This window comes from Marinobacter sp. (genome assembly GCF_041687235.1).
In the GTDB taxonomy this organism is placed as follows: Bacteria; Pseudomonadota; Gammaproteobacteria; order Pseudomonadales; family Oleiphilaceae; genus Marinobacter.
The window spans coordinates 238,652-261,795 of sequence record NZ_JAWLCH010000004.1 but is presented as its reverse complement, the minus strand read 5'-3'; the positions used below and the strand labels follow the sequence as shown (position 1 = coordinate 261,795).

17 protein-coding genes are annotated in these 23,144 nt (G+C 55.2%); 13 read left to right on the top strand and 4 right to left on the bottom strand.

Features of this window, described 5'->3' with window-relative positions; genetic code table 11:
- Positions 1-56: 56 nt before the first annotated feature.
- From ACESMK_RS08395 to tviB, 13 genes are all read left to right on the top strand, one after another.
- Positions 57-914, top strand: a complete 858-nt coding sequence (locus ACESMK_RS08395) for a hypothetical protein (protein ID WP_372997150.1) — start codon at positions 57-59, stop codon at positions 912-914.
- Between the two features lie 35 nt (positions 915-949).
- Positions 950-1,882, top strand: a complete 933-nt coding sequence (locus ACESMK_RS08390; RefSeq protein ID WP_372997148.1) for a sulfotransferase — start codon at positions 950-952, stop codon at positions 1,880-1,882.
- Positions 1,879-2,490 (top strand): sugar transferase, encoded by a 612-nt coding sequence (locus tag ACESMK_RS08385; protein ID WP_372997146.1) that lies wholly within the window; start codon positions 1,879-1,881, stop codon positions 2,488-2,490. Before ACESMK_RS08390 ends, ACESMK_RS08385 begins: the two co-directional genes overlap by 4 nt.
- Positions 2,491-3,666 (top strand): DegT/DnrJ/EryC1/StrS family aminotransferase, encoded by a 1,176-nt coding sequence (locus tag ACESMK_RS08380; protein ID WP_372997144.1) that lies wholly within the window; start codon positions 2,491-2,493, stop codon positions 3,664-3,666.
- Positions 3,667-3,696: 30 nt separating this feature from the next.
- Entirely contained in the window at positions 3,697-4,659 is a 963-nt protein-coding gene (locus tag ACESMK_RS08375; protein ID WP_372997142.1) for a DHH family phosphoesterase, read from the top strand.
- Between the two features lie 165 nt (positions 4,660-4,824).
- Positions 4,825-5,739 carry a sulfate adenylyltransferase subunit CysD gene (cysD, locus tag ACESMK_RS08370; RefSeq protein ID WP_372997140.1) on the top strand — a complete coding sequence of 305 codons (915 nt, stop codon included), beginning with the start codon at positions 4,825-4,827 and terminating at the stop codon, positions 5,737-5,739.
- A gap of 132 nt (positions 5,740-5,871) precedes the next feature.
- The gene (gene cysN, locus ACESMK_RS08365) at positions 5,872-7,284 is read left to right on the top strand and encodes a sulfate adenylyltransferase subunit CysN (RefSeq protein ID WP_372997138.1); all 1,413 of its coding nucleotides are present in this window, start codon (positions 5,872-5,874) and stop codon (positions 7,282-7,284) included.
- Positions 7,285-7,403: 119 nt separating this feature from the next.
- The gene (cysC, locus tag ACESMK_RS08360; protein WP_372997136.1) at positions 7,404-8,009 is read left to right on the top strand and encodes an adenylyl-sulfate kinase; all 606 of its coding nucleotides are present in this window, start codon (positions 7,404-7,406) and stop codon (positions 8,007-8,009) included.
- Positions 8,010-8,013: 4 nt separating this feature from the next.
- Positions 8,014-9,780 carry an SLC13 family permease gene (locus ACESMK_RS08355; protein ID WP_372997134.1) on the top strand — a complete coding sequence of 589 codons (1,767 nt, stop codon included), beginning with the start codon at positions 8,014-8,016 and terminating at the stop codon, positions 9,778-9,780.
- A 104-nt stretch (positions 9,781-9,884) separates the two neighbouring features.
- A complete protein-coding gene (locus tag ACESMK_RS08350; protein ID WP_372997132.1) occupies positions 9,885-11,051 on the top strand; it encodes a nucleotide sugar dehydrogenase in 1,167 nt (388 codons plus the stop codon).
- Positions 11,052-11,109: 58 nt separating this feature from the next.
- On the top strand, positions 11,110-13,053 hold the full coding sequence (locus ACESMK_RS08345) for a polysaccharide biosynthesis protein (protein ID WP_372997130.1): 1,944 nt from the start codon (positions 11,110-11,112) through the stop codon (positions 13,051-13,053).
- Positions 13,054-13,128: 75 nt separating this feature from the next.
- A complete protein-coding gene (locus ACESMK_RS08340) occupies positions 13,129-14,679 on the top strand; it encodes an MBL fold metallo-hydrolase RNA specificity domain-containing protein (protein ID WP_372997128.1) in 1,551 nt (516 codons plus the stop codon).
- Positions 14,680-14,722: 43 nt separating this feature from the next.
- The gene (gene tviB, locus ACESMK_RS08335; protein ID WP_372997126.1) at positions 14,723-15,985 is read left to right on the top strand and encodes a Vi polysaccharide biosynthesis UDP-N-acetylglucosamine C-6 dehydrogenase TviB; all 1,263 of its coding nucleotides are present in this window, start codon (positions 14,723-14,725) and stop codon (positions 15,983-15,985) included.
- Between the two features lie 11 nt (positions 15,986-15,996).
- On the opposite strand, the gene ACESMK_RS08330 is transcribed toward tviB, so the two are convergent.
- Genes ACESMK_RS08330 through ACESMK_RS08315 form a run of 4 tightly spaced genes read right to left on the bottom strand, consistent with a single transcriptional unit; the run spans position 15,997 to position 23,130 of the window.
- On the bottom strand, positions 15,997-17,229 hold the full coding sequence (locus ACESMK_RS08330) for a hypothetical protein (protein ID WP_372997124.1): 1,233 nt from the start codon (positions 17,227-17,229) through the stop codon (positions 15,997-15,999).
- Entirely contained in the window at positions 17,226-20,249 is a 3,024-nt protein-coding gene (locus ACESMK_RS08325; protein WP_372997122.1) for a DEAD/DEAH box helicase, read from the bottom strand. Before ACESMK_RS08325 ends, ACESMK_RS08330 begins: the two co-directional genes overlap by 4 nt.
- Positions 20,246-21,064, bottom strand: coding sequence for a serine/threonine protein kinase (locus ACESMK_RS08320; protein ID WP_372997120.1), 819 nt, complete (start codon positions 21,062-21,064; stop codon positions 20,246-20,248). The genes ACESMK_RS08325 and ACESMK_RS08320 overlap by 4 nt, the downstream gene beginning before the upstream one ends.
- Positions 21,061-23,130: a protein kinase domain-containing protein gene (locus ACESMK_RS08315; protein WP_372997118.1), complete on the bottom strand. Its 2,070-nt coding sequence runs from the start codon at positions 23,128-23,130 to the stop codon at positions 21,061-21,063. The genes ACESMK_RS08320 and ACESMK_RS08315 overlap by 4 nt, the downstream gene beginning before the upstream one ends.
- Positions 23,131-23,144: the final 14 nt, after the last annotated feature.

The following is a 23,144-nucleotide window of genomic DNA, read 5'->3' as shown; positions in this document are numbered from 1 at the left end:
ATGCCTTGCCCGATTCAAGGGCTACACGAACCCGTTATGTTGAAAGGAAGTTACTTTTGATCGGTTATCGATCTGTTTTTGCAAACGATATGCACTGGCGTGACAACCAGGGAGGCCTCTTTCCGCTATCACCTCCTTTCATGATTTCTGAACTTGAGGAGAGTGAAGCCCGCAAGACCATGAAAGACCAGGGCGCTCTTTTTATACGTTGGGAGAGCGAATTTGATCAGATAAAACAGGGTGCCTGGTGGCATATTATAAAAGATGGCGCCTGTTCTTTATCGGATCTGAGCAGTAATACCCGGAGCAAAGTCCGCCGTGGCATGAAAACATTCCGTTGCGAAGCCGCTTCGCGCGACACGGTACTGGCCCATGGTTACCAGGTATATTGCAGTGCGTTTTCGCGCTATGAGACCCATGAAGCGCGGTACTCCGCGGAAGCATTCAGAGAAGCGGTGTTGGCATTGCCTGAGCAGACTGAATTTTGGGGAGTCTGGAATGAGGCAACGGGCGATATGGTCGCTTTCAGCGAAAACTTCGTTGAGTCAGATGTTTGTTTCTACAACACCATTTGGTTCGAACCCTCTGCCCTCAAGAAATACTCATCCTATGCATTGTTCTATGAGATGAACCGGCACTACCTTGAAGACCGGGGGTTCCGGTATGTTTCAGATGGTGCAAGGAGCCTGAGTCATGAAACGCAGATACACGATTTTCTGGAGTCCAAATTTGGTTTCCGGAAAGCCTATGCACGCTTGAATGTTATTTATAAGCCATGGCTGGGTGTATTGGTAAAGGTTGCATACCCGTTCAGAGAACGAATTGGGAACGTTCCTCTTGGCCCCTTTAAAAAGGCGTCTGTACTTCTGAAGCAGGAGGAGATACGACGTTTATGTGAAGAGGGGGCCCTGTAATGGGGCGGTCTTCATTGGCGGTTCGGTTCGCGCGCTTGATCCAGGCGTTTCCGTTGAGAGTCTTTGGTTTTCTGGAGTGGCCGATTGTTCGTTTGTTCGGGAGGCCCACCGAGCCAACGCAGGCAATTTTCTTACTCGCTGTTCCACGGAGCGGGTCAACGGTCACTTACCAGGCTATATGCCATGGTTTGTCAGTAAATTATCTCTCAAATATCTGGCATTTGTTGTACCAGCTTCCCTTGATTGGGGGGGGGGTTTCGGCACGGCTTTCCCGTTCGCACAGCTCGGACTTTCAATCTCAACATGGTTTCGTTTCAGGGCTTGATGGCCCAGCCGAAGGCCTGCATTTTTGGCAATGGTGGCTGGACTGTGGATTGATAGACTCAGACTGTCACACTTTGGCCGTAAAGAAGCGCGAGAAGCGGGCACGCTATCTTGGACAGGTAATTTCAGTACTTTCACGAAATAAGGGACCGTTTGCTAGCGCTTACTTGGGGCATGCCCTGGTTCCTGATCGCCTGAACGATGCTTTTCCCGGTGCTGCATTAATCCGCTTGCGTAGAGAGCCGGTTTCCAATGCGCTGTCCTTGCTTAAATCGTTGCGAGCAGGAGAAAGCAACTGGTTTTCCGTGGTCCCGCGAGAGTGCGAGGAAAGAGATAGTGCCAGTGAACATGAGAGAGTTGCAGCACAAGTTTATTGGCTGAACCGGCGGCTAGATGACGCACCTTCGGCGAGCGAGATGCTGAGTGTTCATTATGAAAAATTGTGTGAGAGCCCTAAAAGGGAAGTAGAGAAAATTCGGGACTGGTGTTTGAAAAGAGGCGTTTCGGTTCAAATAAGAAATGCATTGCCAGATTCATTCGAATACAAGTTGGCTGACCTGAAGAATGACCCGGATGCCATAAAGATTCACCAGGCTTTGACCGAGCTAGAACAAGCCCATGGAAAGCTGGAGTTGAGGCAATGAGCGAACTTCGGTTAACCAGGCCGCAAGCCTTTATAAAGCGGAGTTTCGATTTTTTGGGCGCGGCGGTTGGGCTGGCTCTGGTGTGGTGGCTGATTCTGATAGCCTGGTTGGCGGCTAGCCTCGACACCCGCTCTAATGGCTTTTTTATTCAGAAACGGGTGGGGCGCAATGGGAGAAATTTCAGGGTTGTGAAGATTAAGACTATGCGCCCAATTGCATCGTTTGACACAACGGTGACCAGTCGGGGAGATCCCCGTATAACGCCTCTGGGGGCATTTTTCCGTCGTACAAAAATTGATGAACTCCCGCAGCTTTGGAACGTGTTCATCGGGCAAATGAGTTTTGTGGGTCCCCGGCCAGATGTGCCCGGTTATGCGGATCTGCTTCAGGGTGACGAGCGGGCCATGTTGTCCATCCGTCCCGGTATTACGGGGCCGGCCACCCTGAAGTATCGCCATGAGGAAGAACTTCTGGCCAATCAGGAAGACCCGGAAGCGTTCAACCGGGAGGTGATTTGGCCGGATAAGGTGCAGATTAATCTGGATTACATTCGGAACTGGTCGTTGAAGCGTGATATTCAATACATTCTGGACACGGTGTTTCACTAAATGTTGAACGGACCTTTCTCCCCCTGGCCCTCCTTCACCGAGGAAGAGGCCAATGCAGTGCGCGATGTGCTTCTTTCCAATAAAGTAAACTATTGGACTGGTCAGGAATGTCGCGAGTTTGAACGTGAGTTCTCTGATTTTGCGGATACCGAGTACGCTATCGCTTTGGCGAACGGCACTTTGGCTCTGGACCTGGCCCTGAAGGGGCTGGGGATTGGCCCGGGTGATGAAGTGGTGGTTACTCCCCGAACGTTCCTGGCATCCGCATCCAGTATTGTTACCGCCGGTGCCATACCGGTGTTTGCGGAAATAGACCGTGACTCCCAGAACATCACGCCGGAATCTGTTCGTAAGGTGATTAGCCCTCGTACCAGGGCAATTATATGTGTTCACCTGGCAGGGTGGCCCTGCGAGATGGACGGCTTCATGGCGCTTGCTGAAGACCATGACCTGTACGTGATTGAAGATTGCGCCCAAGCCCATGGTGCCCGCTTTAAGGGGCGTTCGGTGGGCTCTATTGGCCATGTCGGTTGCTGGTCTTTCTGCCAGGACAAAATTATGACCACGGGCGGCGAGGGTGGCATGGTCACCACTAACAATCGTGATCTGTGGAAGCGCATGTGGGCCTATAAAGACCACGGGAAAAGCTGGGATGCTGTCTACGAGCGTGAGCATCCTCCGGGTTTTCGTTGGTTGCATGAGAGCTTTGGCACCAACTGGCGCATGACGGAAATGCAAGGTGTTATCGGCCGCATCCAGCTAACGCGAATGCCTGAGTGGCGGGCAGCCCGCCAACGCAACGCCAAAGCTATCTGGGAAACTGCCCGTCAGCTGCCGGGGCTACGTGTCCCGGAAGTGCCCGGGAACGTCGAACACGCTGCCTATAAGTGTTATGTGTTTGTGGAACAGGACCAACTCCGTGAAGGTTGGGATCGAGACAGGATTCAGCAGGAAATCGTGGAGGCTGGCGTGCCGTGTTTTTCGGGTTCCTGTTCCGAGGTCTATCTGGAAAAGGCGTTTGACGGGACGGATTGGCGGCCAGAACAGCGTTTTCCCATTGCAAAGGAGCTGGGAGAGACCAGTTTGATGTTTCTGGTACACCCCACAGTGACTCAGGCTGAGATTGAAAAGACTTGTTCAGTACTGACTGATGTTATGGCCAAGGCTGCAGTCTAAGAACTAATTCGCCCCGTTTAAAGAGTACCTATGCCCATCTACGACGTATTCAATGGCGATGCAGACGGAATCTGCGCACTGATTCAGCTTCGCCTGGCAGAACCCAAAGAAAGCACCTTGATTACGGGTGTGAAGCGGGATATCGAACTGGCAAAACAGGTGCCAGCCAACGAGCCTGCAAGCGTTTCTATTCTCGATGTCAGCCTCGATAAAAACCGTGACGCGGTGGATGCACTGCTTGCGGCTGGGTGTTCCGTTTTCTACGTGGATCACCACTTCCCAGGTGACAAGCTGCCGGAGGCTCCGGAATTTACGGCGCTGATCGATACCCAGCCCACTACTTGTACCAGCTTGTTGGTGGATCAGCATCTTGGTGGTCGGTTCCATAACTGGGCTATTGCGGCGGCGTTCGGTGACAACCTCAATGCCGTGGCAGAGGAGTTGGCAGCCAAGGCGGGGTTGTCGTCTGAACAGAGCGAGGCGCTAAAAACACTTGGCGTTTGCATCAACTATAACGGCTATGGCTCAACGGTTGAGGACCTGCACTTCCATCCGGCGGATTTGTACCGGGAATTGGTGAAGTTTTCGGATCCGCTGGAGCTGATCGCTTCGGCCCCCATTGCATGGCAGCAGCTGAGGGATGGTTACGAAGCGGATATGGTGCAGGGGTTGGCGGCGCCTGTACTTACGGAATCTGCTTCATCGCTGGTGGTGAAGCTGCCAGATGAGGCCTGGGCGCGCCGGGTAAGTGGTGTGCTGGGCAATGAGCTGGCCAACCGGAACCCCGACAAAGCCTGTGCGATTGTTACTGAAAAGGCCGATAATACCTATCTGGTGAGTATTCGTGCGCCTTTGAACAATCGCACTGGAGCCGATGAGGTTGCACGCCAGTTTCCGACCGGTGGCGGGCGGAAGGCGGCTGCAGGGATTAATTCGCTTCCTGCCGATCAGTTAGACGAATTTTTGAGCGTGATTGGCTCTTTTTGGGCTTGATGGTTTGTTTGTCGGATTACGAGGCTTTGCCTCTAATCCGACCTACTGTGCCTGCAACGCGTAGGTCGGATTAGCGCCAGCGTAATCCGACAATCAGATTAAACATTCGAACCCCGGGTTGGATGAGCCGCAGGCGTCATTCAACAAGAAGGACTGGAAATACCAATGACCTTAACTCCTCCAAAGAAAACTCACCTCAAACAACTTGAGGCTGAGTCTATCCATATCATTCGTGAAGTGGCCGCCGAGTTTGATAACCCGGTAATGCTTTATTCCATCGGCAAGGATTCGGCAGTCATGCTGCATCTGGCGATGAAGGCTTTCGCGCCTGGCAAGCCGCCGTTTCCGCTCATGCATATTGATACAACCTGGAAATTCCGGGAGATGATCAAGTTCCGGGATGAGCTGACTGAGCGGTTGGGCCTGAAGCTGATTGTTCACACCAATCAGGAAGGCGTGGCCCAGGGCATTGGCCCGTTCACCCACGGCAGTGCCAAGCATACCGATGTGATGAAAACACAGGCTCTGAAGCAGGCGCTGGATCAGTATGGCTTTGATGCCGCCTTCGGCGGCGCCCGGCGGGATGAAGAGAAGTCCCGCGCCAAGGAGCGGGTGTATTCCTTCCGTGACAAGTTCCACCGCTGGGATCCGAAAAACCAGCGCCCGGAACTTTGGAACCTGTATAACGGCAAGGTTAACAAGGGCGAGAGCATTCGTGTGTTCCCGCTCTCAAACTGGACGGAGCTGGATATCTGGCAGTACATCTACCTGGAAAACATCGACATCGTGCCGCTGTATTACGCTGCGGAACGACCGGTGGTTGAGCGCGATGGCACGCTGATTATGGTGGATGACGATCGCATGCCGTTGGAACCTGGCGAAAAACCGGAAATGAAGATGGTGCGGTTCCGGACCCTCGGGTGTTATCCGTTAACCGGGGCGGTTGAGTCCGAGGCGGCGACGTTGCCGGAGATTATCCAGGAGATGTTGTTGACCAAGACGTCCGAACGGCAGGGGCGGGTGATTGATCACGATTCCGCTGCGTCTATGGAGCAGAAAAAGAGGGAAGGGTATTTCTAGGGTGGATTTGTCGGATTACGCTTCGCTAATCCGACCTACGTTAAATTAGCCCCCTTCCCTGTAGGTCGGATTAGCAAAGCGTAATCCGACACTTCTGATCCCAATAAAATTTTTTGTTTCGGAATTATTACTATGTCTCACGCCTCTGAATTAATTGAATCCGATATCCTTGCGTACCTGGACCAGCACGAGAACAAGGACCTGCTGCGTTTCTTGACGTGCGGCAGCGTTGATGACGGCAAGTCCACCCTGATTGGTCGCCTGTTGTTCGATTCCAAGCTGATTTTTGAAGACCATCTGGCGACCTTGCACAAAGACAGCGAGCGCCAGGGCAACGCCGGCGACGCACTGGATCTGGCGTTGCTGGTGGATGGTCTGGCTTCCGAGCGGGAGCAGGGCATTACCATTGATGTGGCGTACCGGTATTTCTCCACCGACAAGCGCAAGTTCATCATTGCCGACTGCCCGGGCCATGAGCAGTACACCCGCAATATGGCCACCGGTGCCTCTACCTGTGATCTGGCCGTGGTGATGATTGACGCGCGTAAAGGCGTGCTCACCCAGTCTCGCCGGCACAGTTTTATTGTCAGCCTGCTTGGCCTGAAGCATGTGGTGGTGGCGATCAACAAAATGGATCTGGTGGACTTCTCCGAGGAGGTGTTCAACAAGATCCGCGAGGAATACCAGAAGCTGGCGGCCCAGCTGGGCCTTGAAGATGTCTACTACGTGCCGATCTCGGCCCTGAATGGCGATAACGTGGTGAACCGCAGCGAGCAGACGCCCTGGTACCACGGTGAGACGCTCATGAACATCCTTGAGCAGGTGGAGGTTCTGGAAGATCTGAACGTGACCGACCTGCGATTCCCAGTGCAGTATGTGAATCGCCCGAACCTGGATTTCCGGGGCTATTGCGGCACGCTCGCCAGTGGCGTGGTGCACAAGGGCGATGAAATTGCGGTACTGCCCTCGGGCAAGACCTCTCGGGTAAAAGGCATCCACAGTTACGAAGGTGAAATTGAGCGGGCCTGGCCCGGGGACGCGATTACTCTGACCCTGGAAGACGAGGTGGATATTTCCCGGGGTGATCTGCTGGTGCATGCCAACAGCAAGCCTGCATTGGGTAACCGCTTTGCGGCGCACATTGTCTGGATGAATGAGCAGGCGCTGAAACCCGGCCGTGAATACGGTATCAAGATTGGCACACGGGTGACCAACTGTTATGTAAACGAAGTGCTTGAAGAGATTGATGTGAACACGCTGGAGCGCTACCCGGAGGCGAAAAGCGGTCTTGAGCTGAACTCTATAGGCCTTTGTGATGTGGAGCTTTCCGAACCCGTGGTGGTTGAGGATTATCAGCGGCACCCGGGAACCGGCAGCTTTATCCTGATCGACAAACTGACGAATGTGACTGTTGCGGCGGGTATGGTGGATAAGGCGCTGGGTGGTGCTGGCGCCGTGACTGAGCGGGAATATACCGAGGCCGAGCGCAATCTCAACCGGTTTATCCGGGAGAATTATCCGGAGTGGGGGTGTAAACCGGTTTGAGCTGTTGTCGGATTACGAGGCTTCGCCTCTAATCCGACCTACAATTGCACCCAAGCCTACGTAGGTCGGATTAGCAAAGCGTAATCCGACAAACAAATCCAGATTCGAGGGAAAGAACCTTGGCTGATAACATTGTCTGGCATGATCACAAAATCACCCGGGCCGAGCGTTCGGTTAACAAAAACCAGAAACCCTGCCTGCTGTGGTTCACTGGCCTCAGCGGCTCTGGCAAGTCCACCATTGCCAACGCGCTCGATGTCGCGCTGCACAAACGCGGTTATCACACGTTCCTGCTGGATGGCGACAACGTTCGCCACGGGCTGTGCAGCGATCTCGGCTTCTCTGATGACGACCGCGAAGAGAACATTCGGCGGGTAGGTGAGGTCTGCAAGCTGTTTGCAGACGCAGGTCTGATAGTGATGAGCGCCTTCATTTCGCCGTTCACTAGCGACCGCCGTATGGTTCGCAAGCTGTTCCCGGCCGGTGAATTCATTGAAGTGTTTATGGACACACCTCTGGCCACCTGTGAAGAGCGCGACCCGAAAGGGCTCTACCAGAAGGCACGCTCCGGACAGATCAAGCACTTCACCGGCATTGACTCGCCCTATGAGATTCCTTCCCACCCCGAGCTTCGGCTGGATACGTCGACCATGTCGGTGGAGGAGTGCGTTGATACTCTCATTGCCTATCTGCTTGAGCGGGAAATGATTATCCGCAGGGACTGATTCCATGGAGTGGCAAGGCATTGTTACGCTGATAACACTTTTTTCTGTGTTGTCGGCGCTGGCCCTTACCCGTGTTTCCGCCGACCTGATTCTGATGGCGGCTCTGGCATTCCTGTTGATTTCAGGCATCCTGGGCCCAGCGGAAGCGTTGGCGGGGTTTGGCAATCCGGGTGTCGTCACAATTGCAACGCTTTACGTTGTTGCCGCCGGGCTAAAAGAGACGGGCGCTGTGCAGTGGATTGCCCGCCGATTGCTGGGGCACCCGAAAACGGAGAAGGGCGCCCAGCTCAGAATGATTGCGCCCACGGGTATTCTTAGTGGCTTTATGAACAATACGGCCGTTGTTGCCATGTTCATTCCTGCCATTCAGGACTGGGCCCAGCGCCTGGGCGTTCCTGCATCCAAGCTTCTGTTACCTCTCAGCTATGCCGCGATTCTTGGTGGTACATGCACTTTGATTGGCACCAGTACCAATCTGGTGGTGGACGGTATGCTTCAGAGCCGTCTTGGTATCAATCTGGGGCTTTTTGAACTGGCCTGGGTTGGTATTCCGCTTCTTATCGTGGGCGGTACCTTCTTGGTTCTGTTTGCCTCCCGGATACTGCCAGACCGCGGTGGTGTTACTGAAGAACTTGACCAGGTACGGGAGTATGGGGTTGAGGTTGAGGTGATGGCGCCCGGTCCTCTTGTAGGTAAAACTATTGCCCAGGCTGGGTTGCGGGCTCTGAACTACGGCTACCTTACCGAGATCGACCGTGGCGGGCGGCTGATCACCGCCGTCGAGCCAGACCGGACTCTGCAGGGCGGTGACAGGCTTTATTTTGTCGGCGCCCCGGAATGTGCCAGTGAGTTACGCCGCATTCAGGGGTTGAAGCCAGCCAACGGAAGTGTGCACAAGCTGGATGTGGCAAACCACCAGCGATGCCTGGTGGAGGTGGTTCTTGGGCCCGAGTTCCCCGCGCTGAACAAGACGATTCGGGATAGCCGGTTCCGGACCCGTTTTAACGCGGTCATTTTGTCGCTGTCTCGCGAAGGCAAGCGAGTTCCGGGCAAGCTAGGGGATATAACCTTCAGAATGGGGGACACCCTGCTTCTGGAAGCCAGTCATCAGTTTGTTGAGCAGTATCGCTTCCGGCGGGATTTCCTGTTGGTCAGCGCGCTGAACGATTCCACGCCGCCGGATTTCCACAGGGCGCCGAGGGCGCTTGGAATACTGGCATTGATGGTGCTCGTAAGCGCCTCTGGTTTATTGCAGATAATGGAAGCGGCCTTTTTGGCCGCCGGGGCGATGATTGTTTCCGGTTGTATTACGGCTAGTCGCGCCAGGCGTAGTGTAGATTTGCCTGTTCTTGTTGTTATCGCAGCGTCTTTTGCTCTGGGCAACGCAATGACAGAAACAGGAGCCGCGCAATGGGTCGCGGGCGGTCTCCTGGGTTTTGGGCCTTTAACTCCCTGGTTGGCATTGGCTATCGTTTATGTTCTTACCGCAATTTTCACCGAGGTTATAACCAACAATGCCGCTGCTGTACTGATGTTTCCGATTGCCTTGGCCGTCTCCGAACAACTTAATGTTGACTTCATTCCTTTCGCCATTGGGGTCATGTTTGCAGCATCTGCCTCGTTTATTACGCCGCTTGGATACCAGACCAATCTAATGGTCTATGGGCCAGGCCGGTATCGGTTTTCAGACTACGTGCGGGTAGGGTTACCACTCTCCATTTTGATTGGATGTGTAGCTATTAGCCTCATCCCATTCGTTTGGAATTTTTAAGGAAGTATCCGTAATCGACGTTCGTCACAGCAACTTTATATTAATGTAGACGCCGTGATTTGGATCATTCACACAATTCTAGACATAGACACTGAGAAGACATTATGAAAATTGCCATTGCCGGCACAGGTTATGTCGGATTATCCAACGCAATGCTGCTTGCTCAACATAATGAAGTCGTTGCCCTTGATATCGACAAGGAAAAAGTAGAACTGCTCAATAGTCACAGGAGCCCGATTGTTGATCCCCAAATCGATGATTTTCTGGCAAACCGGGAGCTGGACTTTACGGCTACGCTGGACCGTGAATTGGCATATGTTGGTGCCGATTATGTAGTGATTGCCACGCCAACGGACTACGACCCGGAAACAAACTACTTCAATACCAAAACTGTGGAATCCGTTATTCAGGATGTACTGGACATCAACCCCGATGCAGTGATGGTGATCAAGTCCACGGTTCCTGTCGGGTATACCAAAGACGTTTGTGAGCGTTTTGAAACATCAAATATTCTTTTCTCGCCGGAGTTTCTGCGGGAAGGAAAAGCGCTTCACGACAATTTGTATCCATCCCGGATTATTGTGGGTGAGAGGTCCGAGCGAGCCGAGATTTTTGCTGGGCTGCTTAGGCAGGGCGCGGTTAAGCAGGATGTGCCGGTCTTGTTCACGGACAGTACCGAAGCCGAGGCGATCAAGCTGTTTTCCAATACCTACCTCGCCATGCGTGTGGCCTATTTCAACGAGCTGGACACCTACGCAGCAAGCCATGGGTTAGACACACGCCAGATTATTGATGGCGTGGGGTTGGATCCACGTATCGGCAAACACTACAACAACCCTTCATTCGGTTACGGCGGCTATTGCCTTCCGAAGGATACCAAACAGTTGTTGGCCAATTACGAGGATGTGCCCAATAATCTTATCAAGGCAATTGTAGATGCCAACCGCACGCGCAAGGACTTTATTGCAGACGATATCCTGCGGAAAAAGCCTGAAGTTGTAGGGGTTTATCGACTGGTGATGAAATCCGGGTCTGATAATTTTCGTGCCTCTGCCATTCAGGGCATTATGAAGCGGATCAAGGCCAAAGGCATTGAGGTAGTGATCTACGAGCCTGAGCTTGATGCCGAGGAGTTTTTTCATTCACGGGTTGTCCGTGATCTGGCTGAGTTCAAATCCATATCTGATGTGGTGCTTGCAAATCGGCGCAGTGAGAACCTTCTGGATATTGAGGAAAAGGTCTACACCCGTGATTTGTTTGGCAGCGACTGATCTGTTGTGATGGATCACAGTTTTCATGGCTATAGAAACGGTCTGACGAAGGGACGCTATGTTTGAACGATTTTTGAATCTATCCCGGTTCCAAAAGCGGCTGGTGTCCGTTTTTGCGGATGTTCTGGTGCTGTTCTTTGCGCTTTGGGCCGCTTTTTCGCTCCGGCTTGATCAACAATTGTGGGTGCCCGATCGGGGGCAGTTGATTGTTTCGGGCCTTACCGTTGCCTTTACCATTGGAGTATTCGTAAAGCTGGGCCTTTATCGGGCTGTGGTTAGATACTTGAGTGACCGTGCGTTTTTGACGGTTATTTCCGGTGTCGTGATTTCCGCTGTGACTCTTATTCTGCTGGGTTATTGGCTGGAAGTGCTGGTGCCACGCTCGGTTCCTATCATCTATGGGGCACTGGCCTTTATTTTCGTTAGCGGTACGCGGATGACGGTGCGCATGCTGGTGCACCGCCCGAAAAACCGCAATAAACAATATGTTGCGATTGTCGGCGCGGGAGAGACGGGCCTGCAGCTTGCCAATGCTCTTGAGCAGGGTACCGAGTACCATCCCTGCGCATTCATTACGCTTCGCAAGGCAAATCACCGGGCGCTGATCAACGGCATACCGGTGTATGACATCAGCCATATTGAGCGCGCCATCAAAGAGCATCGGATAAAGCGGCTGCTGCTGGCTTTGGATGCGAATTCTGGAATTGACCGCAAGCGCTTGCTGAAACGGCTGGAGCCCTTGGCAATTCCGGTGCAGACGGTCCCGACCATGTCCGAACTTGTGGCTGGCCAAGCGCGCATTAACGATATCCGGGACTTGGAGATAGAAGATCTATTAGGGCGTGATCCGGTTCAGCCAGACAATGCTCAGGTGGCCAGGAGTTTGTACGACAGGGCAGTGATGGTAACCGGGGCCGGAGGGTCGATTGGTTCGGAGCTTTGCCGCCAGATCATTCAGCATCGTCCGTCCAAGCTGGTGCTGTTCGAGCAGTCCGAATTTTCACTCTACGCAATTGAGCGTGAGCTTCAGGCGATCAATCAAATTGAGGCGCTTGGGGTAGAAATCCACCCGTTGCTGGGCAGCGTCACTCATCGTCGGCGCTGCGAAACGGCGATGCGGAGTTTTGGTATAGAGACGGTATACCACGCCGCGGCGTACAAGCATGTGCCGCTGGTTGAACACAATATTATTGAAGGTGTTCAGAATAATGTGTTCGGCACCTTCCATGTTGCAGAAGCGGCTATCGCGGCTGGGGTGAAGCGCTTTGTGCTGATCTCTACCGATAAGGCGGTGCGCCCAACCAATGTGATGGGCGCCAGCAAACGCCTTGCTGAGCTTGTGCTTCAGGGCCTGGCTCAGCGGCAGTCAGACACCATCTTTTCCATGGTGCGGTTTGGCAACGTTCTTGGCTCTTCCGGCTCTGTTGTGCCGCTGTTCCGGGACCAGATTCGTGATGGCGGGCCAGTCACCGTGACTCACCCGGATATTATTCGCTACTTCATGACCATTCCTGAGGCCAGTCAGCTCGTTCTTCAGGCTGGCAGTATGGGGCAGGGGGGTGAAGTGTTTGTTCTGGATATGGGCGAGCCCGTAAAAATTGCCGACCTGGCCCGCAAGATGATCCACCTGATGGGGTTGATGGAGAAAACCGACGATCGGCCGGATGGGGATATCGAAATTGTATTCTCCGGGTTGCGCCCGGGTGAAAAGCTTTATGAGGAGTTATTGATTGGTGATAACCCGCAGGGTACGGCTCACCCCCGTATCATGATGGCCAGGGAGGTTTCCATGGACTGGGAGGATGTGGAGCAGACCCTGAACCGGTTGATGCGGGCGAGCCACGAATTTGATTGCCAGGAGGTGGTTCAGATTCTTAAAACCGCGCCCACGGCGTTTTCGCACAATGGCGATGTGGCAGATCTGGTTTGGTGTAACGGCAATCAGGCGCGGGTTGGCGAGACAAGGAATGAGGACAAGGTCCGTCGGTTGCCATTGGCTTAGGGTGTAATTTGCTTGAAGTTGGGGTCAGAAGAAAGCGTTCTTCTGACCCTTGGTTATCAACAAGGAACGTTGACGATGATTGAAATTTCCCACCACGGCGCCACCACGGGCGTTACTGGCTCCTGCCATGAATTGACTCTGACTCCGGGCATGAAAAAGGGGTCTGACCCCGCAGGGTCAGACCCCAACTTCACGGCACCAAACTCCGCTGGCATCCTCATAGACTGCGGCCTGTTCCAGGGCCAGGACGAAGGCCGCGGAGCTTCCGCTTCCGATCTCTCCATTGATTTTTCCATCGAACATATCCGGGCCCTGGTGGTCACCCACGTGCATATCGACCACGTAGGGCGCATTCCCTATTTGCTGGCGGCGGGTTTTGAGGGGCCCATTATTTGTTCCGAGCCTTCGGCCATTATGCTGCCAGAGATTCTGGAGGATGCCCTGAAGATCGGCTTTACCCGCGACCGGCAGTTGATTGAGAGGGTTCTGGGGCTGATCCGTTCCCGTCTGGTGCCGGTGCCTTATGGCCAGTGGCACTCGGTCTTTGCCGAGGGGGACAGCTCCCTGTCGGTTCGGTTGCAAAGGGCGGGGCATATCCTGGGCTCGGCGTATGTGGAATGTGATGCCCGTGTGGGGAATTCTGAAGAACGGATCGTATTCAGTGGCGATCTTGGTGCGCCCCATGCCCCGTTGCTCCCGGCGCCCCAATCCCCGGAGCGGGCGGATCGGTTGGTGATTGAGAGTACTTATGGGGATAAGGACCATGAGGACCGGGAAACGCGGCGTTATCGGTTGAAGGCGGTGTTGGAGCACGCCCTTGAAGATGGCGGGACGGTGCTGGTGCCGGCGTTCAGTATTGGAAGGACGCAGGAGTTGCTTTATGAGATGGAGAGTCTGATACACGAATTTGGAGATAGGGGGCTTGCTGGGGCGTCGGATTACGCGCCGCGGGGCGGCGCTAATCCGACCTACGAAGAAGAGCCCGAACCCGTAGGTCGGATTAGGCAAAGCCGTAATCCGACAAAGAAGCTAACGTGGAGCAACCTGGAAATCATTGTGGATTCGCCCCTGGCGGCGGAATTCACCCGCATCTACCGGGATCTGAAGCCCTATTGGGACGACGAAGCCACAGACCTGGTCCGCCAGGGCCGGCATCCGCTCTCCTTTGAGCAACTCACGGTGATCAACTCCCACGAAGACCACCTCAACGCAGTGAATTACCTGGCTCGTTCCCATCGCCCCTGTGTGGTTCTGGCCGGTTCCGGTATGTGCGCCGGTGGCAGGGTAGTGAATTATCTGAAAGCGATGCTCGGAGATAAGCGGAACGATGTGTTGTTTGTTGGCTACCAGGCCGCGGGCACGCCAGGTCGGGATATTCTGACTTATGGTCCTCGTGGAGGCTGGGTGGAGCTGGATGGTGACCGCTATGATATCCGGGCCCGGGTTCATCAGGTCGGGGGCTATTCGGCCCATGCGGGGCAGAGTGATTTGGTGGGTTTTGTGTCGGGTATGCCTGCTCCTCCCCGGGAGATCCGGATTGTGCATGGTGATCCGGAGGCAAAGTGTGCGTTGAAAAGGTGTTTTCAATCCCTGGCTGGTACAGACATAATTATCCCATCAGATTAGGGCGGATGGTCGCCGGGTTTTGCTTCCTCGGAAAGGATTTCAAATGAAGAAAATAGCAGTTATTGGTCTTGGCTATGTAGGGCTGCCTCTTGCCGCCGCCTTTGGTGAAAAGCGGGAGATTGCCGGTTTCGACATCAACAGCAAGCGTATTGCCGAGCTGAAGGACGGTGTGGATTATACCCGGGAGGTCTCCCGGGAAGAATTGGCGGCGGCATCCGGTTTGTCGTTTACGGATAGTCTTGAAGGCATTCGGGATTGCCAGATTTATATTGTGACGGTGCCCACTCCGATTGATGAGTTCAAAACGCCGGATTTAACGCCTCTGGTAAAAGCCAGCGAAACCGTTGGGCAGGTTCTCAAACAGGGCGATATCGTGATTTACGAATCCACGGTATATCCCGGCGCCACGGAAGAAGTTTGTGTGCCGGTATTGGAGAAAGTCTCCGGCCTTACCTTTAACAAGGATTTCTTTGCCGGTTACAGCCCTGAGCGAATCAACCCGGGTGATAAAGAGCATCGGGTAACCAGCATTATGAAGGTTACCTCAGGATCCACTCCGGATATTGCCGATGAAGTGGATGCGCTTTATGCCAGTGTTATTACGGCAGGCACTCATAAAGCCAGTTCCATTAAAGTGGCTGAAGCGGCGAAGGTTATAGAGAATACCCAGCGTGATTTGAATATTGCGTTGATGAATGAACTTTCGATGATTTTTTCGCGCCTCAAGATTGATACTCACGAAGTGTTGGCAGCCGCTGGTACCAAGTGGAATTTCCTGCCGTTCAAACCTGGCCTTGTGGGCGGCCATTGTATTGGTGTGGATCCGTATTATCTGACCCATAAGGCCCAGGCCATTGGTTATCACCCGGAGATTATTCTGTCTGGCCGGCGGGTAAACGACAATATGGGCCCCTATGCGGCGGCCGAGCTGGTGAAAGCAATGATTAAAACCGGGCATACCGTGGCATCTTCAAGAGTTCTAGTAATGGGGCTGACCTTCAAGGAAAACTGCCCGGATTTGCGAAATACCCGTGTGATTGATGTTATCCGTGAATTGCAGGATTTCGGCTGTTCCGTGGATGTGACAGATTGCTGGGCCGATAATGCCGAAGCCGAGCATGAATATGGTATTTCACTGGTGGAGTCTCCGAAAGCCGGCGACTACGATGCGCTGTTTCTGGCAGTGCCACATCGTGAATACGCCGCTAAATCATCCAAAGAGCTGCGGGCGCTCTTGAAAAACAATGGCGTTTTGTTTGATTTGAAGGGTGTGCTGCCTCTGGGCGAGGCAGACCTTCGGTTGTAACCGTCTTGGCGCTATAAAATGGCCTGCAAGCGTTTTAATTGAAACCGCTCCGCTTCGTCTTGAAGACGACTCACCTGTGAGCCCCCCAGCTCGACAGTCAGATGCTCCCGGGCGGTGTTTGTGGGTCTTTGGCTGGGGGGAGCATCGTAGAACTCTTCCAGGTGCCTCAAGGCGGAACGGACCAGGTTGATCCGCTCCTCCATCTCTTTGTTGGCGACGATCACTTGCAGGGTATGGCCCTGGAGCTGGGGCGTGAGTGGCCAACCTGTGACCGGAATGGCGGGGTATTGACGGGTTCCGCAGATCGCTAGCCAGGGCCGGCCGGTGCCAAGCGCGCTGGATTTGAAAAAGTCGTCGCTGCCGCCCTGAAGAGTGAGCGTGGGCAGGCCGAGGTGATTGATTTCAAGGTTGCTGGCGATGTCTGCGCCGGCTTCCTCGAAGTGATTCAGGATGGCCTGTGCTTTGGTATTTTCTGAACCGGCGGAGCTCGGCCGGTCCGGGTTGAAGGCCCGAACCAGCGGTTTGACGCTGGCGAGGTCGTAGGCGCGCAGGTCTGCGCCCCACTGAATCCAGGCCTGGCTTGGGCTCTTTTTGCCGGAGAGGTGAAGCAATCCCCGGGAGTAGGCCGGAGCAACGCTTCTGACTTCCATGATCGTTTCTGTTTCGTCGGTCAGATTAACGGTGCGGCGATCCGGATAAAGGCTCAGGTCCAGACCGCTAAGGGGCACGGTTTCAGGCTCCGGAATCAGGTCCTGAAAGCGGATTTTTTCCGCGGTCAGGGTTTCGATCAGATCGAACGGTTGCAGGTAGGCCCCGTGGGGCAGCAGACGGTGAGTCAGAGCGCAGTATCTGGCCGCCCGGCTGATTGCACGCAGTGGCACCCCCGCCCGAATGGATTCCAGCCCAAGACTGGTGAGCGACCAGCCCTCGTTGCTGTGCTCGAGCAGGAATTCCCCTTCTTTTTGACGCAGAAAGCTTTCCACCCTCTCGGTAGCCAGGCCGGTTAACGTGGCCAGATCTTCAGGAGACTGGATGCCATGGCTGATGAGCTTGAGCAGAGTCAGGTCGTATTTGCTGATTTCTTCCCGGCCCCGCTCCGATACCAGAAGCTGGAGTTCAAGGCATGGCAACCGGCAAGGGTAGGAGTAGTAAAGCTGGTGGCCGAGTTCTGCCAGGGCTTGCTCCAGATGTTTCTCCCGGACAAACGCAGGTACGGCTTTTCTGGCGCGGTCAGGTGCATTCATGACTGTGGCTCTCTCTTCTTCTGTAACGGCTGAGTTGTGCCTGGTGACTTCCGGTATCGCCATTCTGCTGCATCGAGGACCGCGTTGCGTTGCTCACAGCGTGTAATGAGGGTTTTCATGGCCTGCTTGAATTCCGTATCTGGCGCTTGTTGACGGTTGCCAGGGCGGGTGAGGGTGGAGGAATCTCCAATCATGATCAATTGCCTTTTGGCGCGGGTCTGGGCTACGTTCAATCGCCGCCAGTCGGCCAGAAACCCGACGCTGCCTCGTGTGTTCGAGCGAGTGAACGGAAACAGGATGAGATCCCGCTCCTGGCCCTGAAAACTGTCAACGGAGGCAACCAGCTCGTTCAGCGGGGTGGTCAGGTGTTTCAGGCGGTTCTGCCGTTGGGCCTTTTTGATGGCCTGCTGGATTTTTTTCACGTGATTGGCATAGGGCACGATGACCCCGATTTCTCTTTTTTCTGAGAGTTCCGGATGTTCGGCGAGGGCTTGCTCCAGCAAGTTTACCACCACTTCTGTCTCGGTTTTGTTATCCTGCACCACGTTGCGACCATCCTGCTGCACACTGCTCTCGAACCTGTCCGGAATCGTTCGGGTATCGACAAAGACCATTGGACTTGGGGTAAAGGAAAACAGCGGTTTTTTCAGTTCCATGCCTTTCCCGGCAAAGTAACCGTTGTCATAGAAGGCTTCAGAGACAAAATCGCTGATCACGGCCGGGCATCGGAACTGGGTGTCGAGCATGACTTTCTTGTGGTCCGGGGTCAGTTCCCAGAGTTCTTCGAACCAGCTGTTGCGGTAAAGGTGGTCCAGATGGCCGGCGCCACGGCTTTCGATCTCCTCCAGAACTTCATCCTGGACAACCGGAGGCAGTTGTTTGTGATCCCCCACCAGGATGGCTTTGGGCGCCCTGGACAGGGGGACAATCAGGTTGTGGGCCTGAATCTGGCCGGACTCGTCGACGATAACGACATCGAACTTCATGTTCCGGAAGCGCTTCTGGGTATTAATGCCGATGCAGGTCGCACCAACAACGTTAACGTGTTCGAAAAGCAGGTCGTAGAGGGCTTCCTGCCGCGCTGACCGGAGCTCGTTGAACCAGCCCTCGATGTCTGCCTGGAGTTCGTCGAGTCGGGTTTTCAGGGCGTTGACCGCCTGAGTGCTGTAGGTCTCGGGACCGGGTATTGCCAGGCCGGCAACAAGATCATCCGGACGATCTCTGAAAAAGCCTTGGTGCCTTGTGCGCAGTTCTGAAAGCTCTCCTTGAAGTTGTTGTATCTGCCGGTTGAGGGTTTGCTCCCGGGTAAGCGCGGTGCTCAGGGCCTTTTGTTGTTGGGTAACCTTGCGGCCGCTGACGACCAGCCGGGTTTGGGTGATCAGGGCCGGAATGCGGAACAGCAGTTTCAGGATCGGTTTCAGCCCGGCCGGCGCCACGGGGCTCTGCAGCTTGTGCAACCGGTTTTGCAGACCATGCAGATGTTGTGAGAGCCGGTGAATGTTTTGCTCGAGGGTCCGGGTCTCGGTTTTAACCGTGCTCCACTGTGATTGGGCCGACTGCTCAGCCTTGCTCCGGGCGTCTATTTGCTGCTTCAGGGCTTCAATCCCGGAGGCTGACGCCCGGAGTTTATCGGCGTATGCCTGACACCGTTCCAGATACTCCAGTGCCCTGCCTTCTTTGTCGAACAGCTTGCTTTGCAGTTCCGCCGCTTTGTTATCGAGGGTGATGTGGGCAAGCGTGGAGCTGATCTTGGCCTCATTACCGATACGGATGCACTCACAGGTTTCATCCTCTGCGAGTTTCTCCAGTACATTATCGACGGCTTTATTGTTCTGGGAAGTCACCAGAACTCTTTTCCCCTGGCTCACAAAGTGCCGGACCCAGCTGAGGATAACGGTGGTTTTTCCGGTGCCGGGCGGGCCCAGAACCAGTGCGTAATCGTTGGTGCCGGCGCCTTTTCGGATGGCCTTTAACTGTGACGGCGTGGGCGGGTAATCGCTTTCGGGCAGGGTAACCTCTGCCATGTTGGTGGGCTGGAAGTTGTACTCTCCGGCAAGTAAGGGGAGCAGCCAGGGATTGGTGGTGGCGCCTTCGGCCAGTTGCTCCAGAACGTTTTTCCTGACGCGCTGCAGGGTAGGTAGTGCGGCGAGCAGAAGTTCGCCGGATTCGGGTATTCTCAGGTGATCGGTCTGGGTGTCCAGGCTCAGGTTGATTTTTGGCTTGCCGGATTCCGGTTCCAGATCCTCAACGGAGAATCGCAGGTCATCCGGCAGCCCCATGGCATCGGCGGGAGCGAGAATCGAAGGTTTGATTTCGCGAATCCGCTCGTAATCCTGCTCATCCACGGTGACCTGATAGTACTGTTTGCGGTACTGGGCACGGGACAGTGCCTTGAGGTTGGTAAACAGAAACCCCGGGGTTTGCTGGGCAAGGCGCTCTTCCAGCTCAAACTCGGCGTCGATGAAGCTCTCGAGGCCTGACACCAGGTCTGCCTCCAGCTCAGAGATCTGCCGCTGGGTATCTGCTGTTTGTCCTGCCTGGCCGGCCAGGGGACAGGACGTGCGGATGAGTTCTCGAAGATCCTGTGCATATTGCCCGCTGGCCCAGAACGGGTCACGTTTCTCCAGGTTGCCCATTTCCTGGGGGGTGAGTATTTCGATACCCGCGTGGGCCAGCTGAATACCCTCGCGGAAAGCCCTTGCCCTGTCGGCATTGGTGGCGTAGTTGACATTCCCGAGCCACAACTTGGGTGTTCCGGAGCCCTGATTGACACTGCCTCTGAGGCTGTAGGGACCGACAATCAGAGTGACCTGGCCCTCTTGAGAAACCATGGCCCACGCGCGCCGGGATTGCCTGAGTTGCTGGAAAAGTTGCGCCTCACCGGGACCTGTCCGGGGCCAGTTTCGGCCCGTGGCTTTTCGGGTCTGGGGCAGGATCAGCGGTATGATCCGACCCCAGTTGGCGGTGTGTTGTTCGCCCCAGAAGGCAACGGTTTGCTGGCTGATATCCTGATTGATCACCGTCTGTTTCCTTGCAGTTGTTTGCGGGCACCGTTGATCTCGTTGGCAAACTGGCTCGCGGAGGCGTGTCTTTGCCGAGGGTCGAATCGGGTTGCCTTTTCCAGTATGTCGGGGAGCCGGGTGCCACAGAATGCCGGCAGTATGGGCGGAGCGGAGGGTGCCCAGTCGCTGTAATCGGCATTGTATTCCCTCTGGTGGGGCGTCCCTGTCATCAGGTACCAGCCGGTTTGCCCAAGCCCGAAAATATCGGTGGCTGGTGAAATATTCCTATCCCTCCGCAGATCCTGTTCAGGGGCCCGGTAACAATAGGTGCCTTCCTCCTGGTTCCGGCCCTGAGCGGCAAGGCCGAAATCAATCAGATAGCAGTCTGTCAGGCGATCGCCGGCGCCCGTTCCGATAAGGTTGTCGGGTTTAATATCACGGTGCGTTAACTTTGCCCTGTGGATGGTGTCGAGCCGTCTGGCAGCCAGGTTCAGCGCCAGCAGGCGCCGGTCCAGGTCGTATCGGTCTTTGGGCATTCCGGTAAAGAACCGGTTGAGCGGCGTGCCACCAATCCAGTCCAGTAGCAGGTACAGGCAGTGCTGGTCCTGAAAGAGCTGATGGCAGTGGGGAGCGAGACCAAAGGGGAGCCGGTTGAGAGCTATGATTTCCCGTCGGGCGACGGTTTCGCTGTTTTCCGCGAGGCTCAGCCGTTTAAGGCTGTAAAACAGGCCGGTTTCCTGGTGGCGGACCTTGAACAGGGCCCGGCCTGTCTGGCTGTTCTCGTACAGGGTTTCGATCAGTTGCAGTTTGCGGGCGTTGAGGATTGCCGTCATAGGGTGCTCCAGCGGTGCAGTTCCTGTCTGATTTCTGCGAAGTTCGGTCGCTCGGCTGCGGTATCGTGAAGTGCTTTCTGCCAGAGCGGGGCCGCTTGTGCCGGCAGGCCCATGTCGGAAACCAGGTTACGATAAAAGCCGGGGCGTATTTTCTGGGCTTTGAAGGCGCGGGCCTCCTGGCCGATCAGGTGGCGGCCAGTCATTGCAAAGTAGACGCAGAGCATGAAACTGTAGACATCCGTTGCCGGGGTTAGCCGTTTTCCGGCCTGATTGACCTCCGGCGCCTGGTAGGACTGGTTGAACGTCTGCCTGGCATCGACCAGCAGGGTGGCAAGCGTATCTGTCTGGCACAGTTCGAAATTGATCAGCTGCGGGCTGCCGTCTTTCTGAACCCGGATGTTGCGGGGCGTAATGGCCCGGTGGACAACCGCCGGCCGCAACTCGGCTATCGCAGCCAGCATACCGGCAAGCGCGTCCAGGAGCTTCAGGCGCGCTTTTCTGGTCGGGTTTCCAACGATCCACGTTTCAAGTGTCAATGGCGCACCGGGTTCAACAAAAACCAGCAGTGAATCAGGCGCACTGCGGGTTTCATAAAAGTAGGGGATGCCCGGTATCCGGCGGCGGCTCAGGCGATGAAGGACCCGCGCTTCCCGGCCTATGCGGCTTAACTCCTCGGCACGGGACACACCGCTGAGGCTTGAGAGCCTGAACTCTTTCGCCCAGAGTTCATCCCCATCGAGGGTAGCCGGGTACACCGTGTAGTAGGGACTGCTCTCTGATACCAGCGGATGCTCGTAATCCACGTTGAAGCCGCCACCCACGGGATTACGTGCGGGGGCGCTGTCTACATTCAGCAGTCCCCGACATATCTGGTCTATGTCGGCCTCGCTCAGTTGCGGCCGGAACTTTTTACCGGTGTATTCTCTGGCGTAGGCCTTGATGCCTTGGGCAATGGACGCCGGCTGACAGATCAGCACCTCGCCATCCTGCCAGGGCAGCGGGCAGGGTGTGTTGTCCATGCCCAGGCAGGTCACCTTTCCGGCCGGATGGGTGAAGACGACAATACCCATCCGTCTTGCTCTTACCTCCTGAATGCTTTGCAATGCCGGAATCATGCTGAAGGGCCTGATGGCTTCGCGAACTTTGACCACCGGATTGGTGGTTTTCTGCTGTTTGCCGTTGTGGCTGATAACCAGGGATTCTCGCTGGTCTTTGCCCAGATGCAGGGTTATGTCGCCGTAGTAGTCTTTCAGTTCCAGAGGAAATATGCCCAGAGGGCACACCAGGAGTCCGTCCAGGCAGCGGGAACTGTTTTTGGAGGTGATGGCTGGTGACGGGATAATCCGGAACCCGGCCATGGTTCGCTCGGCGAACAGGGCATCAGCAATTGCCTGCAGGCCGGTCCGTTCATGGTAGCGTTCTTCCTGTACGCCTTCGAAAGGGTTGTACGGCCATTCCTTTCGCACCAGCTCGGCCTGCTCGGCCACGGGGAACAGCAGTGCGCTCCAGTCGTTCTCCCGTGCCATCGGGGCCAGCTGCTGGTAAAGGCTGGCTCCCCTGAAATCACTGGCATTGAGGCCACTTTCCGTCACTTTTTGGTGGTCGATACCATCGGATGTCAGCAGGAAGTTGGTGTCGGGTTGAAGGTCGACCAGCCTGGTTTCCGGAACCGGCACGCGGGGCTGGCCGAGTGTCTGTTCTGGCTGCGACAGGGCTTCATCCAACAACAGCCGGACCGGTTGGTTGTCTGAAAAAGCATACAGCCGAATGTTGCCGACATAATCGACCTGGAAGCGTTGCCCGGTTCGGGTGACAACTGCGCCAACGGCCTGGCAATCGGAAGCGGCCAGTCGTTCATGCAGGCCTTCAAAAATCGCAGCCGGAGCGGTCGGGTGTTCTCCGGCATTGGCCTCAAGCCAGTTCAGGCAAAGTTGCCGGGCGCGCCCCGGGTTTGCGCCGGATACGCCATCCAGCAAGATGGCCTGACGTCCGCTGGGGTGGATAAAGGTTGCATCGCCTTCGTTAAGACTGCCCCGTGCTTCCAGGAAATTCAGTACAGCGCTCATGTTCGACAGGCTTC

Excerpts from the sequence above, each read along its gene's own strand:
- ACESMK_RS08380 (WP_372997144.1), top strand. The coding sequence starts at position 2,491 with ATGTTGAACGGACCTTTCTCCCCCTGGCCCTCCTTCACCGAGGAAGAG.
- ACESMK_RS08345 (WP_372997130.1), top strand. The coding sequence starts at position 11,110 with ATGTTTGAACGATTTTTGAATCTATCCCGGTTCCAAAAGCGGCTGGTG.
- ACESMK_RS08340 (WP_372997128.1), top strand. The coding sequence starts at position 13,129 with ATGATTGAAATTTCCCACCACGGCGCCACCACGGGCGTTACTGGCTCC.
- cysD (WP_372997140.1), top strand. The coding sequence starts at position 4,825 with ATGACCTTAACTCCTCCAAAGAAAACTCACCTCAAACAACTTGAGGCT.
- ACESMK_RS08355 (WP_372997134.1), top strand. The coding sequence starts at position 8,014 with ATGGAGTGGCAAGGCATTGTTACGCTGATAACACTTTTTTCTGTGTTG.
- cysN (WP_372997138.1), top strand. The coding sequence starts at position 5,872 with ATGTCTCACGCCTCTGAATTAATTGAATCCGATATCCTTGCGTACCTG.
- ACESMK_RS08385 (WP_372997146.1), top strand. The coding sequence starts at position 1,879 with ATGAGCGAACTTCGGTTAACCAGGCCGCAAGCCTTTATAAAGCGGAGT.
- ACESMK_RS08320 (WP_372997120.1), bottom strand. The coding sequence starts at position 21,064 with ATGACGGCAATCCTCAACGCCCGCAAACTGCAACTGATCGAAACCCTG.
- ACESMK_RS08375 (WP_372997142.1), top strand. The coding sequence starts at position 3,697 with ATGCCCATCTACGACGTATTCAATGGCGATGCAGACGGAATCTGCGCA.
- ACESMK_RS08330 (WP_372997124.1), bottom strand. The coding sequence starts at position 17,229 with ATGAATGCACCTGACCGCGCCAGAAAAGCCGTACCTGCGTTTGTCCGG.
- tviB (WP_372997126.1), top strand. The coding sequence starts at position 14,723 with ATGAAGAAAATAGCAGTTATTGGTCTTGGCTATGTAGGGCTGCCTCTT.
- ACESMK_RS08315 (WP_372997118.1), bottom strand. The coding sequence starts at position 23,130 with ATGAGCGCTGTACTGAATTTCCTGGAAGCACGGGGCAGTCTTAACGAA.
- ACESMK_RS08350 (WP_372997132.1), top strand. The coding sequence starts at position 9,885 with ATGAAAATTGCCATTGCCGGCACAGGTTATGTCGGATTATCCAACGCA.